Source organism: Leeuwenhoekiella blandensis MED217, assembly GCF_000152985.1.
GTDB classification, from domain to species: Bacteria; Bacteroidota; Bacteroidia; order Flavobacteriales; family Flavobacteriaceae; genus Leeuwenhoekiella; species Leeuwenhoekiella blandensis.
Map to the genome: position 1 here is coordinate 340,045 of NZ_CH672395.1, position 18,407 is coordinate 358,451.

The window sequence follows — 18,407 nt, forward strand, 5'->3', positions numbered from 1 at the left end:
ACTATGCGTTTTTCAAAAAACTGAAGCGGCTGAGGTCGTTTCAAGCTTTGAGAGGAGGGCTTTTTAAGGTTAATCCTTCGGTAACATTAAAGTAAAACCTTTTAGCGGAAAATTCAATTATTTAGCGGCTTGAAGTAAATACCCCTAAAATAAATTTCTATGTAACACTCCCAACAAAAAAACGCAGCTGCTACCAACAACTGCGCCATCCATTATTAAGCATTGTGTCCAATCAATTACTTAACCATGAATTTTAAAAATAATACTATTACGTATAAAAATATAGTTGCATTCGCTTCAATTGTATTTTTTTCTACACAAACCCAAGCGAAAACGCCGTATTTGGCGCTAAAAAGCACTGTCGATCCTATTAAAAATGAGGCAGTACAACAAACGATAACCGGTACCGTAACCGATAGTGACGGAGTTTTATTACCCGGAGCATCGGTAATGGTGCAAGGAACTTCTATAGGAACCACCACAGATTTTGACGGAAACTTTAGCATTGATGCTAATCCCGGCGATGTGCTCGAAGTTTCATATGTAGGTTTTGAGACCACTATAATTGAGGTAACTCAAGAAACTAAGTATAGCATTCAACTTGCTGCAAATACTTCAGAATTAGATGAGGTGCTTGTTGTAGGTTATGGTACTCAGAAGAAATCAGATTTAACCGGAGCGGTAAGCTCTGTGGTTGCAGAAGAGTTTAACAAAGGGGTGGTGAATAACCCCGGGAACTTGCTACAAGGTAAAGTTTCTGGTCTTAACGTGACCAACACCAGTGGTGAGCCGGGAGCAGGTCAAGACATCATCATACGTGGTGTGGGAACTTTGCGTTCTGGAACTTCTCCTCTTTATGTTGTTGATGGTTTTGTTTTAGACAACTCCGGAAACGGTCTGGCAACAAACCCGTTAAACTTTATCAATACGCAGGATATCGAGTCGATTAACGTATTGAAAGATGCTTCGGCAGCGGCTATTTACGGTTCGCGTGCGGCAAACGGGGTGGTGGTAATTACTACCAAAAAAGGAAAAGCAGGAAGAACGCAAATGAACTTTTCGGCTTCAACAGCAATCTCATCTATTGCTAATAAGATCGATGTGTTTTCTGCAGAAGAGTTTAGAACCATCGTACCACAAATAGGCGGAAGCTTAAGCGATAACGGCGCAAACACCGATTGGCAAGACGAATTGACCCGTACCGCGATTACTAACAACATCAACTTCTCGATGAGCGGAGGTTCGGCAAATACGTCTTACTTCGCTTCTATTGGTGTTGATGATCAGGAAGGGATCATTAACAAAAGTGACTTGAAGCGCTACTCGGCACGTGCCAATGTAACGCAAAAAGGTTGGGACGATCGTTTAAAAATCGATTTGAATCTTACTGCGACCCGTACCGAAAATACGCGTCCTAACATTGGTACGATGGTGAGCAATATGTTGAGCCTTAATCCAACCACGCCGGCGTATACCAATGGGGAACCTACCGTATTTGGAACAGGGATCAACCCGCTTATTATCGAGAATATCTACGGTGATTTTTCTAATAACAACCGTATGATCGCTAATATCGCACCCTCGTTAGAATTTGTAGATCATCTTACGTATAAATTGAACCTTGGGGTAGATTACTCTACAACAGATCGTGATGTGCAGTACATCCCGTACGCTGCAGATCCAGATTATGCACAAGGATCGATCAATACCTCGTTTACAACGAACAGAAACACGCTGGTTGAGAACACCTTGACCTATAATAATGTTTTTGGCGATCACGGATTGACGCTGCTAGCGGGGCATTCTTATCAAAAGTTCTACATTCACGATAAAGGCTTTTATTTTGAAAATTTCCCAAATAACGGTATCGAACCACGATATCAGTTAGAAGCAGCGCGCGGAGAAAATGCGACACAATATTCTAATGCAGTTAGTAATGAACTGCAATCGTTCTTTGGTCGTGTGAACTACACGTATCAAGACAAGTATCTGGTAACTGCAACCTTGCGTTCTGACGGTTCGACCAAGTTTGGAGAGAACAACCGCTATGCTACTTTCCCTTCTTTAGCTTTAGGTTGGAATATCTTTAAAGAAGATTTTATGGCAGACTCCGGGATCAACAACCTAAAGTTGAGAGCGAGCTGGGGTAAATCAGGGAATCAGGAAATTCCTGCTAAACAAACCCGTTTGAGCTATGGAGAAAGTTTTGCAGATAATGACATCTACCCTTTAAATGATGGAATCACCACACGCGAGGGCTACGACTACGGTTTGGTATTCGCACGTACGGCAAATCCTGATCTTCAGTGGGAAGAAACCACACAGACAAACATTGGTTTAGACTTCGGTTTTCTGGATTATAAATTGAGCGGTTCGGTAGACTATTTCTTAAAGGAAACCAATGATGTATTGCTGTATTTCTCTACTCAGGATCCTATTGATGAAGTAGGTTACAAGTGGCAGAATATTCCTGATATGAAGATCAAGAACAGCGGTATTGAAGTTGCTCTGGATTATCAGAGTGACCGTACCCGTGATTTTTCGTTCAACATAGGAGGAAATATTTCTTATATCAAAAATGAGATCACCGATTCTCCTTTTACCATTGTGACTACAGGAACAGCCAGTGGAGCAGGGCAAACCGGAGCGACCATTAATGGGTATATGAACAATCAGCCTATAGGTAATTTCTTCTTGCGCGAGTTTACAGGAATTGGTGCTGACGGTTTCAGTACTTACACCGATCTTAACGGTGACGGACAGATCGATGACAGTGATCGCATCTCTGCAGGTAGTGCAGTGCCCGATATCCTTTATGCATTCTACCTTAAATTCAAGTACAAGAACTTTGACTTAGGACTGAATTTTAACGGGGTAAGTGGTAATGAGATCTACAATCATACCCGTATGAGTTTGTTTAATAAAACACAAATTTCAAACTCTTTGAATACCACAGATCAGGCGATAGCCTATCCTAATGAAGATCCCAGCAATACCAATACAGTTTCTACGCGTTATTTGGAGAACGGTGCGTTCTTACGCCTTAACAACGCAACATTTGCCTATAGCTTAAACCCTCAAGTGATCGGTATGGACAAATGGTTAGACAATGTACGTCTATCTGTTACCGGGCAAAACCTGTTTATCATCACAGATTACACCGGTTTTGATCCGGAATTGAACACAGGTAGCTCGAGCGATTCAAAATCCTATGGTATTGATTACTATACCTATCCAAAAGCACGTACGGTGGTATTTGGTTTAAATGTATCCTTCTAAAAAATTAAAAATTGTTTACAATGAATTATAGAATTCTCACGCTGGTTGTTGGGCTTAGTGCTTTACTCTTCAGTAGTTGTACAGACCTCGAAGAAGAAATATTAGACGAATCCCTAACGGGAACAGACGGACTCGCAGAGCCTATTACAGGATCGATCTCTGCGGCTTACGGTATTTTACCACAAACCTTTAGACATACGCGTTATTTTGGCTTACAGGAAATTCCTTCAGACGAAGCGATCCTTCCTCCGCGTACCGGTTTGGGTGGAACGCAATGGGCAGATAATGACACCTACACAACAGCGCACAGACACTTGATGTCTTCAAGCAACAGTCTGGTAACGCAATCCTGGAGTTATTTAACGACCGCCTTGTTTAGAACAGTAGCAGCAATTGATGTTTTAAGACCGCTTGCCGAAGCAGGTGATACCGAAGCAATTCAGGGATTGGCAGAAATGCGTGCGTTACGCGCCTATGAGAACATGCTGTTCTTAGACAGCTGGGGACTTACTTTTAGAAAAGAAGCAACCTCAGAAACTTCAGAAGTATTACGAGGTGCTGAAGCAGTGACGTATATCGAAGAAGAGTTTCTTGCTTCGCTTGAAAATCTTAGTAATTCTAACGGTCCCGGTCGTATGACGCAAGATGCGGTTTATGGGTTTTTAGCGAAATTATATCTGAATGCAGGCGTATATAGAGATCCATACGGAACTCCGGTATTTACCGATGAAGATATGGCCAATGTAATAAACTATACAGATCGCATCATCAATAACGGAAGCTATGCGCTTTCACCGGAATATTTTGATCTTTTTAATGACGAGAATCACGATAACGCCGAGCTTATTTTTGCGCTTGATCTGCGTGGTGTATTGAACAATGACCACAACCGTTGGGCATACTGGTCGATGTCTGGTTCGTTGTTCCCAAGACCCGGTGATTTTTATTTAAGTATGGACGGTACAGACGGTCCTGCCGCTACACCTGAGTTTTATCAAAACTGGGTAGATGCTTACGGTAATGTTGACCCTGCAGCTGCAGATGCACGTTTTTATAAAAAGAATGCACAAGTGCCTGCAGAGTTGGAAGACATTTCAGGATTAACTCCGTATACTAAAGATACCTTAGGCTTAAGCACAGATAAAGATCATTACTTTATCGCCGATGAAGATTTTGAGATCGACCGTGGTATCATTCGCGGTACGATGTGGGCACCTCGTAAAGAGAATTACAGATCGGGAAGCTTTATGACCGGTACTGATGCCAGTGGGAATAGCGGTTATAGAATCTATCCACTTGCCGAGGCACGTGAGAACGGTTCAGATCTTGAAGATATCGTGTATTATGTAGATCATACTTTAGACATCAGCCTTGACGGAAGCGCAGGTTATGCAAGCGGCTATCGTTTTGCCAAGTGGCAATTCAGTAAAACTTCAGATGATGGTAACAATTACAGCAGTGTAGATCTAGTGTTGTTACGTCTTGCAGATGTGTATTTAATGCGTGCTGAAGCTAAATTGAGAATGGGCGATGCTGCAGGCGCTTTAACCGATGTAAATACGGTACGTACCTCAAGAAATGCGCGTCCAGATCAAACCCCGGCAGCACTAACGGAGATCACCTTGCCTACTTTATTGCGTGAGCGTGGCTTTGAGTTCTACTGGGAGATGTCTCGCCGTAGCGACCAGATTCGTTTTGGCACTTACGAAGATTCCTGGACGTCAAAAACAGATAGTGATGTACTTCACAGGTTGTTCCCAATTCCTCAGGAAGCGATAGATGGAGCCTCAAACACTCCGGGATATCTAGAGCAAAACGAAGGATACTAATTTTTAAGTGTGTGTAGAAAACAACGGCAAGAGGAAACTCTTGCCGTTGTACTTTTTAAAAAACAGCAATGAAAAACTATTTAATTAGCGCAAGTGTGGCAATCAGTGCATTGGTAATGCAGGGATGCGGCACTACGCAAAACATAAAACAGCAAACCCAAAGCGACGAACCCTTAAATGTCATTTTGATGATAGGAGACGGGATGGGAATTCCGCAGGTGTCGAGTGCTTTTTATTTTGGAGATCAACGTTCAAATTTCGAACGGTTTGAGACCATAGGCTTGCACAAGTCGTATTCTACAAGTCATTTGATTACCGATTCTGCAGCGGGAGCCACAGCGTTTTCCACAGGAGAGAAAACTTATAAACGCGCAATTGGCGTTTCAAATGATACCATTCCGCAGGAAACGATTCTAGAAAAACTGAAAGCAGAAGGTTACCAAACCGGACTCATCAGCTTAACGAGCATCACTCATGCTACGCCGGCATCTTTTTATGCTCACGTCAAAGATCGTGATATGCACGAAGAGATCGCAGCGCAATTAGCGGTTGCAGATATTGATTTTATAGCCGGTGGTGGGCGTAAATTTTTCGACCAGCGTAGTGATGATCAGGATTTGTTTCAAACGCTTTTAAACCGAAATTACAATCTGGACACCTTGGCGCTTAGCAAAGCAAAACCAGATATGCGCAACGCCTTTATTATCGAAGATGAGGGACTTCCGTCTAAAACAGAAGGACGTGGAGACTTTTTAAAAGATGCGAGTTTACAAGCGCTGTCGTATTTTGACTCCAACAATAAACCTTTCTTTTTGATGATCGAAGGTTCGTATATCGATTGGGGCGGGCACGCCAAAGATGCCGAAATGATGATACAGGAAGTGGCTGATTTTGATCAAACCATCGGTGCGGTTTTAGACTATGTAGAAGCACATCCCAATACGCTTTTGGTCATCACTGCAGATCACGAGACCGGCGGGGCGAGCATTGGTAAATATTATGAGGTTGATGAAGAAACCGGTAAGAAAACCGAAGTGCCCGAAAAAGTTGCAGTCTATTTCATTACAGACCAACACAGTGGGGAGTTGATCCCGGTTTTCGCAGCAGGAAAAGGCGCTGATCATTTTAAAGGAATTTATCAAAACAGTGCGATTTACCACAAAATTTTAAACGCCATCAAGGCTAAAAAATAAGAATATGAAAAACAGCATTTTAATCCTTTTTCTTTGTCTGTGCAGCCTGAGTTTTGCACAGCAAAAGGTCAATTATAAAGTTCACGCGCACAACGATTATGCACAGGAATTTCCGTTTTGGGAAGCGTATATTGGCGGTGCCAGCAGTATCGAAGTGGATGTGTTTTTAAAAGAAAACACACTTTTTGTTACGCATAGCGAAAATGAAATCAACAAGGCCAATACGCTTGAAAAACTGTACTTGCAGCCGCTTAAACAATTGCAAACAGAAGGCCGACTGAGAAGTCTTCAGTTGTTGATCGATATAAAATCTGATGCTGAAGCTACCCTGAAAGCGATCACAAAAGCCATCAAAAAGCACAATTTAGATGAGGTTGAAGGGCTGCGTTTTGTGATTTCCGGCAACAAGCCCAAGGCAACAGACTATTCAGAGTATCCTGATTTTATTCAGTTTGATCATCAAAATCTAGACAATCTGGATAGTATTGATTTAAGCAAAGTTGCTTTGGTAAGTGTGAATTATAAGAACTATTCCGTTTGGAATGGCTTCGGAAATATGGTTGCTCCAGAACTTGAAGAAGTAGAGGAGGCGATCGCCAAAGCCCACGCGGTAAATAAACCGTTCCGCTTTTGGGCAAGTCCCGATACTAAAATCGCCTGGACGCGTTTTGCGAATTTGGGTGTGGATTTTATCAATAGCGACAAGCCTGCGGAAGCTGTGTCGTATCTAAAAACGCTTGATCAAAATACCTATGTAAATACACAGCAGATCGAAGTGTATCAGCCGGAATTTCAATTTGATTACAACGATACTCCGGTAAATGTGATTTTGATGATTGGCGACGGGACCGGCTTAGCACAGATTACTTCGGGGCAAATTGCTAATGGCGGACAGTTAACCGTAACGCAGTTAAAAGACATCGGCTTTTCAAAAACGGCTGCTACAGACGATTTGGTTACCGATTCTGCTGCGGGTGCAACTGCAATGGCCACCGGAACCAAAACGCATAACCGTGCGATTGGCGTAGATCCTGACGATCAGCCGCTTCAAAACATAACAGAGCTCTTAGGCGGAAAAGGTTTTGCTGCAGGTTTGATCACAACAGATGCGATCGATGGGGCGACTCCGGCATCGTTTTTTGCGCATCGCAAAGAACGCGACGATGCAAAAGGGATTCTCTCTGATTTAGAAGGGAGCGAGATTGACTTTTTTATCGCTGGTGGAAAATCTAAAGCAGCGTTGGTTCCTGACTCGTATCAAGTGAAAACCTTGGCCGATTTCAATTCCATCGAAGAAAAAACCGCAATTTATGTGGGTGATGGGAAAGTACCTTCTATCGCAGATGGTCGCGGACCGCTTTTACCCAACAGTGTAAAGCAGTCGCTTGAAATCCTGGAAAATAACAAAAAACCCTTCTTTATGATGATCGAAGCGGCGCAGATTGACAGCAATGGGCACGCTAATAATACCAGCGGAATTGTACAGGAAATGCTTGATTTTGATCAAACCATCGCCGAAGTTTTAAAGTTTGCAGACAAGACTAAAAATACACTGGTAGTCATCACTGCCGATCACGAGACTTCCGGATTTGGGATCATTAGTGGCGATCTGGATAAGGGAGAACTACACGGCGAATTCTTAACCACCAATCATACGGGGATTATGGTTCCTGTTTTTGCTTACGGTCCACAGGCGCAAAACTTCAGAGGCGCTTTTGAAAACAACGAGATCTTCCACAAGATTTTAGCCGCTTTAAAGTAAAGTCTAGAATTGAATTTTAATAAATAAAGCCCGTCAAATGACGGGCTTTATTTATGGAAGCAATACCAATAGCATCAGTTTTTAGCCTGCACACCTTCCGTAGTCATTTGAATACGTTCTAGACTTCCGTCTTCATTATAATGTAGAGGATCTATACATACCGAACGGCTATAGCTACTACCATCAGGTTGAATGCCGCCGTTGTGATAGATAAAATACCAGTCGTTTTTAAATTCAACAATACTTTGATGATTGGTATTGCTGTTACCGGCAATTTCATTGAGAATGCCTTTGTAGGTGTATGGTCCATCAATTTTATCTGCGACTGCATAAGCGATTTTTTCAGGAAATTCTGTGGCATAGGTGAGATAGTATTTACCGTCACGCTCGTGAACCCAAGGTGCTTCGGTAAATTCTAGACCTTCAAAATCTATGGTTTTGATTTCGCCCTCGATCTCGATCATATTGTCTTTCAGCTTTGCGTAATAACAAACCCCATTCCCCCAGAAGATCCAAGGTTGGTCGTCCTTGTCAATAAAAATGGCCGGGTCAATGCAGGTCCAAGAGTGGCTCGATGCAAAACAATCTTCATTGGTAAGTAGCGGTTTGCCCAGTGCGTCTTTGTAAGGACCTTCAGGTTTATCGGCTACTGCGACACCTATCCCGTTCCAGTTGGTACTGATGTACCAATAGTACTTTCCATTTCTTTTAGCGACGTGACCGGCATAGGCGTCACCACTGGTTGCCCAGGTAAAATCATCAATCTTGAGAGGTACAGGATGTTCGGTCCAGTTTTTTAAATCGGTGGTAGAATATACCAGCCAGTCTTTCATTTTATACCCTTTTTGTCCGCCGGCATAATCGTGACCGGTAAATAACCAGAGCGTGTCGTTCTCTACCAATGCTGCCGGGTCTGCGGTGTATTTATGCTGAATTATAGGATTTCCTTGTGATTGAAAACGGTAGCGGCCTTGTGCATCGGTGAGCAAAGAAACAGGAACGCCATCCCATTTTTGATCGAGGCGTTGCGCTTCTTCTTTGGTAATACTAATGACACTCCCGTGTCGGGGATGAAAATCTTTGGTAAAAGATTCGGTTTCTTTGGTAAAAGTGTACAGATCTTTGCTGCGCTGAAACTCATACCTTCCGCTAGAATACAAATCATACATAAGAATGTATTCGTCTTTATCATTCAGTTTAAATACCGAACTGCCTTCTACAGTCGTTTTTTTGTCGGCATAAAAGTCGATATAGTCAAAAGATTCTGTGTAGGGGCCTAGCAGCTTTTCACTCGTAGCTTGCTTGATACCGTTTTGTATTTCTTTGCCTGCTGCGTCTTTGGTATTGCCTTTATAAAAAAGATGATAGGTTCCATCTTTATAAATGATATCTCCATCAATAGCTCCGTCTTTTGCGCTGTAAAGTAATTTGGGTTCAGCCTCAAAACCGGTAAAATCTTTATTGGCATAAGCCGCATAAAAGTCGAGTTTGAGGTTGTCGTGAGAGCGCACGGTAAAATACACCAAGTATTTCTTTTTCTTAGTATCATAGAAGGTTTGTGGCGCCCATACCCATTTGGTGTTTTTGAATTTGGGATACGATTTTTCGAGATTGATCGCAGTGGATTGCCAGGTTATCAAATCATCAGAATGCATGAGAACAATTCCCGGGTTAGTGTCCCAGCCGTCTTTTTTGGTAAACATATCGGTTGCGACCATATAAAAACCATCGGCTTCTGCACCTCTTAAAAGATGCGGATCTCTTACTCCGCCAGTATTTGAAATGGCTGCGGAAGGAATAATCGGGTTGTTTTGATTAAGTGCCTTCCAATGTACAGCATCATCACTCACTGCAAACCGAATGGCTTCCTGGTCTGCCCCGGTACCTTCAAAGTAAGCAAAAAGGTAACCTTGCATAGATGTTTGCGCAACACACTGAAGGGAAAAGGCAAGAAATAAAAGGTGTACTAATGATGATTTAAAAAGTGATCGCATAGGGAAACTATTAAGGCTTTAAAAATAAATGTAATTTATACAATAATTATTGACTTGATACATTTTTCTGGGATCTGTTAATCGACTTTTCTTAATGCGTTGCAGTGTATTTTAAGAAGAATTCCTGTTGCTTTTATTTAGTTTGATTAAAAATAATTTTTAAAATACTTGCTAAAAAAGCGCTTTAACGCCTGTGTATTTGCGGGTTGAGGGGCTTTTTCATCTTTCCTTGTTTTTATTTGTACTTAATCTAAATAAGCATAAATTTGTCAGCAATAAATTACTGATGAAGCCAAGATTACTCCTTTTATTATTTATCCTTCCATTGACCTTAAGTGCACAAAACACCCTGAGTGGCGTGGTTAAAGATGCCAATGGGTATATCGTCCCGCAAACTGAAATTGTCTTAACCGGAGGTGGAATTTCTCAAAAAGCTAAAGCCAACCTTCAAGGGGTTTACAGTTTTCAAAATTTGCCTTCAGGAACTTTTACGCTCGAGATCGTAAGTGGCGATTTTATCGCTTTTGATCAGGTGACAATAAAAGAAGCAAATCTGCGTCACGACATTAAGCTTGATAACGCCAAAGATTATGAGTTGGACGAAGTGGCCATTCGTGCGGAGTCGATCAAAACCAAAATGGAAAAGCAGGGCTTTGCGGTAAATGTGGTAAATACTGAGGAGGCTGCACAGCGCAATATTCAGACTAACGAGCTGCTCAATACCACAGTAGGTGTAAAAATTAGACAGAATGGTGGTTTAGGGTCGCAAGTACAATACAGCCTTAACGGACTTTCAGGCAGTGCGGTGCGTATTTTTATTGATGGGATTCCCATTTCAACCTTTGGCTCTTCTTTTAATCTTAACAGCATTCCGCCTGCGATGATCGAGCAGATCGAAGTGTATAAGGGTGTTGTTCCCGGTCATCTTTCTGATGATGCTTTAGGAGGAGCGATCAATATCGTGTTAGATAAATCTGCGGGAACCAATCTGAATGCTTCGGTTTCTTATGGATCATTCAATACCTTTCAAGCAAGCGTTAATGGGTTGTACCGTTTTGATAAATCTGGCTTTACGGTTAAAGCTTCAGGCTTTCACAACTATTCTGATAACGACTACGAAGTTTCAGGGCGAAGTGTTGTAGTGACCGGTTTAGGCGGGGTACAAACACCCATTACTGCAAGGCGTTTTAATGACGCATACCGTTCTACAGGCGGTGTTGTTCAAGTAGGATACACCGATGTGAGTTGGGCCGATCAATTTTATGTTGGTTTTACAGGATCTGATGATTACAACGAAGTGCAGCACGGGGCATTTATGACCATAATGCCATACAAAGGGCGCTTTTATGAGTCTGATGCGGCACTGGCCAATTTGACCTATCAAAAGAAAGATCTTTTTACTGAAGGTTTTGATGTGAACATCAACGGATATTATGGGAGCCGTAACCGTCAACTGAGCGATACTGTTGCTGCTGCCTACAGCTGGAATGGTGAGCGCGCGATCGACTTTAGAGGAAATGAATATGAGTATACTTGGGGTTCACAACAAGAAGGTGGACCAACCTTAGCGAAAATCAGTAGAAATGTAGCTTCTATACGTACCGGACTTTCTTATGCCTTTAATGATAATCATAAGGTCTTGCTTAATCATATGTACAGTGGGATCGATCGGGAAGACAGTGATGAATTACGCTCAGTGCTAGAAAACACTTTTGTGGGTACTCGTGATTTACACAAAAACATCGTGTCTTTAACCTATGAGGTCAATGCTTTTAATGATCGGTTAAAAGCGAGTTTATTTGGGAAATACTATCAGCAAAAAACCATTAGTAAAGATCCGGCGATTGTAACCAATGAAGCAGGTAACCGTGTGATCGTTGACGAAGTGGTAAGCAGTAATAAAGAATTTGAGGGTTATGGTTTTGCTGCTTCTTACGGAATTACTCCAGAAGTGTTTCTACTCGCATCTGCAGAAAAAGCCATTCGTTTACCCAATGAGACCGAAATTTTTGGTAACGATGGGGATAACGTAGTTGCCAACGCCAGTATTAACCCTGAGCAGAGTAATAATTACAACTTAGGATTTCGATTTGGAGCCTTTACCTTCAACAAACATCGGGTTACACTATCGACCAATGTTTTTACACGAAACATCAAAGACCGTATAGGCTTACCTATTGAAAATTCACTGAATGTAGATGACGAACTTATCGTTTATGTAAATCAGGGAAGTGGTACTTCACAAGGTTTTGATGCGCAGGTCAACTATGTGTACAACGACAAGCTTTCGGCCAATTTCAATATTTCAAAATTTGATTTGGAGATTGAAAACCGTGGGACAGAGGTCGCTGTGCCCAACACGCCTTTCCTTACGATGAACGGAAATCTACGCTATTCTCTAGATAATCTATTTCAGAAAAAGTCGCGCTTAGACTTGTTCTATACGCTCTATTATACCGGTGAATTTTCATACTTGGTTCCACAGGGATCTAATACCGTAGGCGATGATTTTTTTAAAGTTCCTGAGCAGTTGGCACAGGATTTTGGGATGAGTTACACCTTCCCTAAAAAACGCTTTGTGCTCAGTTTTGATGTTAAGAACATCTTTGACAAGCCTTTGTATGATAACCTTTCGGTACAAAAACCGGGAAGAGCATTCTATTTAAAACTTAACTATTCAATCAATAAATTTTAATCGTTTAAACAAAAAAGCAATGAAACGTATATTCTTAAACTTAAAAGCTTTTTCTCTCATAACCCTTTTGGGACTCGCAGCATCTTGTAGCTCAGATGATGATAACACCGGTGTGGTGGGACCAGAGCCTGAAGAAGCACGTATGATCACCATCGCCGCTGCGCGTATGGGCGACAATCCGGGAGATGGTAATGGAGGAACCTTGATTTACTCCGTAACCAGTGCAGAGGCAAAAGACCCTTCGGTTTCTATTGAGCCTTTTGATAACGGATTTATCGTGCCTTCTAACCGAACTGCAAGATTACAAGCTTCAGAAGATGGATCGACTATTTTCAACATCAGCTATGCGGGAGACACCGGAGGAAACTACACAAAATATGACGTTCAAGGTGGACAGAATTTTGAACAAATTGGTTCAGCCATTAGTATCGCACCTTATGTAGGGACGGCTCCACGATGGATCAAACTTTTTGATGGTGATCAAACAGGAGCGGCAGTTTATGCTTCTACCGAGCATCAATTTGACGATAACGGTACTCCGGCGGATGAGTCTGATGACACGTATTTACGTACAGATGTTACTTTAGGCGTGGTGACACTAGACCTGGTAAACTCAGCAATCAAAAATTTTGAAGAAACAAATGTTGCTTTACCAGCAGATTTGGAAGCGCAAGGATTTTTTATTGGTAGAACAGATATGCCAACCCTAAATGCAGCTGGTGATAAATTGTACATCGGAGCACGTTTAGATAAAGTTGATCCTGAAACTACTGAAAGAGACCGAAATTTTGATCCTTTAGAATCTATTACCATCGTGTTAGACTACCCGTCATTACTTAATCCTGAAGTGATTATGTCTGGAGTAGGAAAAGGTAATACTAGCGGTTACCGAAGCATCAACGCTTTTGAATACAACGGTGCCGTGTACCAAGCCAACCAAGGTGACCCTCAAGGATCTCACATCTTACGTATAGGTTCAGACAATGAATATGATGATTCGTATGTTTTCAATCTTGATGATGCTTTAGGTGTTGATGGTGCTTACATCCTGGCGTGGAGACCCGCTGCAAACGGAAAAGCAGTGGTAGCGTATCGTCACGAGGGTTCTGCAGAAGGTGTTGCAGGAGCTCAAGGTTTCTTTGCATTGGTAAACTTAGAAGCTAGAACGGCACAGCAAATTACAGAGATTCCTTACGATCCTGATTTTTACTTATTCCAGTATCAAGGTTTTGCGGTTGACGGAAACGAAATTTATGTAACCCAAGCGCCTGTAGGTGAAAATGGAAACATCTACGTGATCGATACCGAAACCGGAGCGGTTACTCAAGGAGCAGAATTAGTAAATGTTGAAGGAAGCCACTTTATTGGTGCGTTCTAATTAAGACAGACTTAATACACATGTAAAAGCCTCGAGAAATCGGGGCTTTTTTATGGCACCGCCAGAGAGCGAATTTACTTTTGGTAGTCTATGTCTGTTCTCAAAACTGAAGCGTAAACTCGGTTCCTGTGCCGGGTTCGCTTTTAAGCTGAATTTTCCCTTTATGTAAGGTCATAATCTGTTTGCTCAAGCTCAGACCGATACCGCTACCGGTCTTTTTGGTGCTGAAGAAAGGAATAAAGATACTTTCTTTAATTTCTTCTGGAATGCCGCTGCCGTTGTCTAAAACTTTCAATAGCACACGACCTTTAGCGTTTTGCGTAGCGTTGACATAAATTTTAGGCTGTGCGACCATTTTTGTGGCGTCAATGGCATTGAGAATAAGATTGATCAAAACCTGCTCGATGAGGTAACTGTCAATTTCTAAAAGCATCTCCGGCTGATCCATTCCAAAACTTAACTCCACAGGTTTGTCTGCAAGTGTGGGCTGCAGCAAGTCGTTTATGTTTGTAAAGAGTTCGTTGACGCTCACCGTTTCCAGATTGAGGTGCGTGACTTTACTCAGGCTGCGATAGGTTTTTGCAAATTTCATCAGCCCTTCACTTCGCTTTTTGATACTGCTGATGCCAGCATGCAGATCATCCAGATCAATTTCAGTTTCTTGATTGGTTTTTGAAGCTGCGATGTGCTGTTGTAAGGTTTCGGCAAGGGAAGAAATAGGCGCGATACTATTCATAATTTCGTGGGTCATCACGCTTAGCAATTTCTTCCAGGCATCAGATTCATTCTGATTAAGTGTGTCTTCAATATTTTGCAACACGACCAGTTTAAAAGCATCTTCCTCTACCTGAAAAACTGTTTCAGAGATCAAGACTTTCAGATGTTCGTTTTTCAACGTAATACTTATGGAAGTCGCTTCGGTACGATACGTATCAAAAAGCTCCTCGTAGAGTTTCGGTCTTCTTTTTTCAACAAAATGAATGTTCTTAAACGCAGGTAGATCAAGCGTGCTCAGTATAGATTCGTTGGCCCAAAGAATAGCGCCTGAATCTAAATTGTAGGCAATAATACCCACATCAACCATCTCTAATATTTTTTGAAGATAGACAAATTGCGCCTGACGCTCATTGTTGATGGCTTTGATGGTTTTGTTTACCGAATTGAAGCCTTTATGTAAATTTCTAAGATCCTGCGGACCGTGTTTTTCTGAAAACCATCGTGAAAAGTCGCGGTACTTGACGGCTTCAAAAAAATCATCCATCGCTACAAAACGCCTGATGAGAAATTGATGTAAAAAATAGAGCAAACCAATGCTTGCCAGACTTCCTCCCAGTATCGCATAAGTATTCAACTTTACGAGGCCAAAGGCCAACACCACCAGCGCTGCCAGCAAAAGCAACACCCTTAGTAAGAGTCCGGCGGTATAGCGTTTATAGGTCATATTTGTTGAGTCTGCGGTATAAGGCCGTGCGTGTAATACCCAATTCTTTAGCCGATTTTGAGATGTTGCCTTTGTTTTTCTCGATCACCTTTAGGATGGTGTTTTTTTCAACCGCATCCAAATTGGTCGTTTTTAATTTGAGTTCGGTTTCAGGCTGTTGTTCGATGGGGGAAAAAGCCAAATCTTCAGCATGTAGAATTCCTCCTTCAGCCATAATAACAGCGCGTTCTAATGCATATTGTAACTCCCGTACATTTCCGGGAAACGGGTGCTCTTTAAGCTTTTTGATAAAGTCGGGATCAAGTTCAAACGAAGTTTTGCCATATTTTTCGGCATACATTTTCACAAAATAATGCGCGAGTAAGGTGAGGTCAGATTGGCGTTCCCGCAACGGCGGAATGATCAAATCAACTGTATTGATGCGGTAGATAAGATCTTTTCTAAAGGTGTTTTCATCCGCGAGATCCTTTAGGCTAAGATTGGTTGCACAAATCAACCTGATGTCTACCGGGATCGCCTCATTGGCTCCCAAAGGCGTCACCTGCCGGTTTTGCAAAACCGTAAGCAACCGCGCCTGTTGCCGCAAGGGAATATTGCCAATTTCATCAAGAAATAAGGTTCCGCCATGGGCGGCTTCAAAACGTCCTTTTCGGTCTTCGCGCGCATCAGTAAATGCGCCTTTTTTGTAGCCAAAAAGTTCGCTTTCAAATAAACTTTCGGTGAGCGCACCCACGTCTACTTTTACAAAAGGTTTGTGCTTACGCAACGAATTTTCGTGAATAGAACGTGCGATCAGGTCTTTACCGGTACCGTTTTCGCCTAAAACCAAAATATTAGCATCGGTGGGCGCTACTTTTTTCAGCTTTACAAAAACCTCTTGCATAGGTTCGCTTTCCCCAATGATCTCGGTCGCCGAATCCAGCTTGATTTTAAGGGTTTTGTTTTTGCGTTTTTTGGTCAGGATTTCACTGATGGCATCGAGAAGCTTTTCATTTTTCCAGGGTTTGACCAGAAAATCAGAAGCCCCTTCTTTAAGCGATCGTATAGCAAGATCAATATCGCCATAGGCAGTGATGAGAATTACGTCTGTAGCCGGTTTCCAGGATTTGATTTTATTCAGCCAAAAAATACCTTCATTTCCCGTATTTACGAGTCCGTTGTAATTCATATCGAGAATAACAACATCAAAATCCTGCGCATTGAGGAGTCCTTGCAGCGCATTAGGATTTTTCTCCACGACCACCTGTTTTACTTTGGGTTTGAGCAAAAGCCGTAGCGCGGTGAGCACATCTTCATCGTCATCAATGACTAATATATGGGCGTCTTTGAGTTGCATACGTACAATATTACAATTTATAAGGCTTCAGTTTTTGGGATAAAAGACTTATTTCTACAGGTCAATAAACTGTATCGCAGGCGTACATGAAGTGTATCAAAACCGAACACTTTCAAATTGTATTTATTTATTAAAACATTGTAATTCAATTAATTATATTTTTGGCACAGTATTGCTTAACTAGAAGGTGCAAACAACTTATTTATGGACATCCCTTTAGAAAAAAAGCGTTTTACAACTTCTAAAATACTGATGATCGTTGGTGCTGTGAGTATCGTCGCGCTCATCCTTTTTGTGATTCTATCCACTACCGGAAATGCAAAACTGAATGTGCAAAAAGAACGCATAAGTATTGCCACTGCGACGCAAGGCGTTTTTCAGGAAAATATCCCGGTGAATGGTGTGGTGATGCCTATCACAACTATTTATCTCGATGCCTTAGAGGGTGGTCGCGTCGAGGAAAAGTTTGTAGAAGATGGGGCGATTATGAAAAAAGGCGAACCCATTTTAAGGCTTTCAAACACCGACTTAGAATTGAGTTTGGTCAATCAGGAAACGCAGGTGTATAATTTGCTGACGCAGATGCAGATTTCACAAAACGCAGCGCGCCAGAACACCATTAATAAACTCAATCAATATACCGATGTTGAGAACAGTCTTATTGAAGCCAAGCGTTTATACGAGCTCAACAAAAAACTTTACGATAAGGATGCGATCGCGCGTCAGGATTTGATAAAATCTCAAAATGATTACAACTATCAGAAAGAGCGTATGCAACTTGCCAAGCAGATTTTGGAGCAAGATTCAATTGCGGTAAAACAGGAAAAAAATCAAGTGAGCAGTTCGTACCAGCGTACACAAAACGCCTTGGAGTTGATGCGTCGCAAAGTGGCAGATCTTGTGGTGAAAGCGCCGGTTGACGGGCAATTAACTTCGCTGGATGCCGAAATTGGTCAGTCTAAGAACAAAGGAGAGCGTCTGGGGCAAATCGATGTGTTGAGCGGTTATAAGGTGCGTGTAGATATCGATGAGCATTATATTTCTAGAATTTACACCGGTCAGACCGGAAGCTTTGATTTTGACGGAAAGAACTACACTTTGGTCATCAAAAAAGTTTACACACAAGTAACAAACGGAAGGTTTCAGGTAGATATGGAATTTGAATCTGAAGTTCCTGAAGGTATTCGTCGCGGGCAAACGCTGCAAATACGTGTAGCATTAAGTCAGGAAAAGCAAGCGCTATTGATTCCGAAAGGGGGCTTTTTTCAAGAAACCGGTGGAAATTGGATTTTTAAAGTAAGTGAGGATGGAGCTTCAGCGTATAAAGCAGACATTTCACTAGGCAGTCAAAACACCGAATATTACGAAGTCTTAAGCGGCTTAGAACCCGGCGATCGTGTGATCACCAGCAGTTATGATAACTACAAAGAAGTGCAAGAATTGGTACTTCAGGATTAAAATATAAACCTATGACAACACTAATCATCACCCTATTAACAC

10 protein-coding genes are annotated in these 18,407 nt (G+C 41.9%); 7 read left to right on the top strand and 3 right to left on the bottom strand.

Features of this window, described 5'->3' with window-relative positions; translation table 11 throughout:
• Positions 1-246: 246 nt before the first annotated feature.
• From MED217_RS01500 to MED217_RS01515, 4 genes are all read left to right on the top strand, one after another.
• A complete protein-coding gene (locus tag MED217_RS01500) occupies positions 247-3,279 on the top strand; it encodes a SusC/RagA family TonB-linked outer membrane protein (RefSeq protein ID WP_009778704.1) in 3,033 nt (1,010 codons plus the stop codon).
• Positions 3,280-3,299: 20 nt separating this feature from the next.
• Entirely contained in the window at positions 3,300-5,108 is a 1,809-nt protein-coding gene (locus MED217_RS01505; protein WP_009778705.1) for a RagB/SusD family nutrient uptake outer membrane protein, read from the top strand.
• 68 nt (positions 5,109-5,176) lie between these two features.
• Positions 5,177-6,301, top strand: a complete 1,125-nt coding sequence (locus tag MED217_RS01510) for an alkaline phosphatase (RefSeq protein WP_009778706.1) — start codon at positions 5,177-5,179, stop codon at positions 6,299-6,301.
• A 4-nt stretch (positions 6,302-6,305) separates the two neighbouring features.
• The gene (locus MED217_RS01515) at positions 6,306-8,063 is read left to right on the top strand and encodes an alkaline phosphatase (RefSeq protein ID WP_009778707.1); all 1,758 of its coding nucleotides are present in this window, start codon (positions 6,306-6,308) and stop codon (positions 8,061-8,063) included.
• 74 nt (positions 8,064-8,137) lie between these two features.
• Here MED217_RS01515 and MED217_RS01520 read toward each other — a convergent pair whose 3' ends face one another.
• Positions 8,138-10,057, bottom strand: a complete 1,920-nt coding sequence (locus MED217_RS01520; RefSeq protein WP_050759310.1) for a family 43 glycosylhydrolase — start codon at positions 10,055-10,057, stop codon at positions 8,138-8,140.
• Between the two features lie 286 nt (positions 10,058-10,343).
• On the opposite strand from MED217_RS01520, the gene MED217_RS01525 reads away from it, so the two are divergent.
• Positions 10,344-12,752, top strand: a complete 2,409-nt coding sequence (locus tag MED217_RS01525) for a TonB-dependent receptor (RefSeq protein ID WP_040533124.1) — start codon at positions 10,344-10,346, stop codon at positions 12,750-12,752.
• A gap of 19 nt (positions 12,753-12,771) precedes the next feature.
• Positions 12,772-14,130, top strand: a complete 1,359-nt coding sequence (locus MED217_RS01530; RefSeq protein ID WP_009778710.1) for a hypothetical protein — start codon at positions 12,772-12,774, stop codon at positions 14,128-14,130.
• A 100-nt stretch (positions 14,131-14,230) separates the two neighbouring features.
• Here MED217_RS01530 and MED217_RS01535 read toward each other — a convergent pair whose 3' ends face one another.
• Positions 14,231-15,571: a sensor histidine kinase gene (locus MED217_RS01535; RefSeq protein ID WP_009778711.1), complete on the bottom strand. Its 1,341-nt coding sequence runs from the start codon at positions 15,569-15,571 to the stop codon at positions 14,231-14,233.
• Positions 15,561-16,907: a sigma-54-dependent transcriptional regulator gene (locus tag MED217_RS01540; RefSeq protein ID WP_009778712.1), complete on the bottom strand. Its 1,347-nt coding sequence runs from the start codon at positions 16,905-16,907 to the stop codon at positions 15,561-15,563. Before MED217_RS01540 ends, MED217_RS01535 begins: the two co-directional genes overlap by 11 nt.
• A 204-nt stretch (positions 16,908-17,111) precedes the next feature.
• Between MED217_RS01540 and MED217_RS01545 the strand changes: the two genes are divergently transcribed.
• A complete protein-coding gene (locus MED217_RS01545) occupies positions 17,112-18,365 on the top strand; it encodes an efflux RND transporter periplasmic adaptor subunit (RefSeq protein WP_009778713.1) in 1,254 nt (417 codons plus the stop codon).
• The last annotated feature ends 42 nt before the right edge of the window (positions 18,366-18,407 follow it).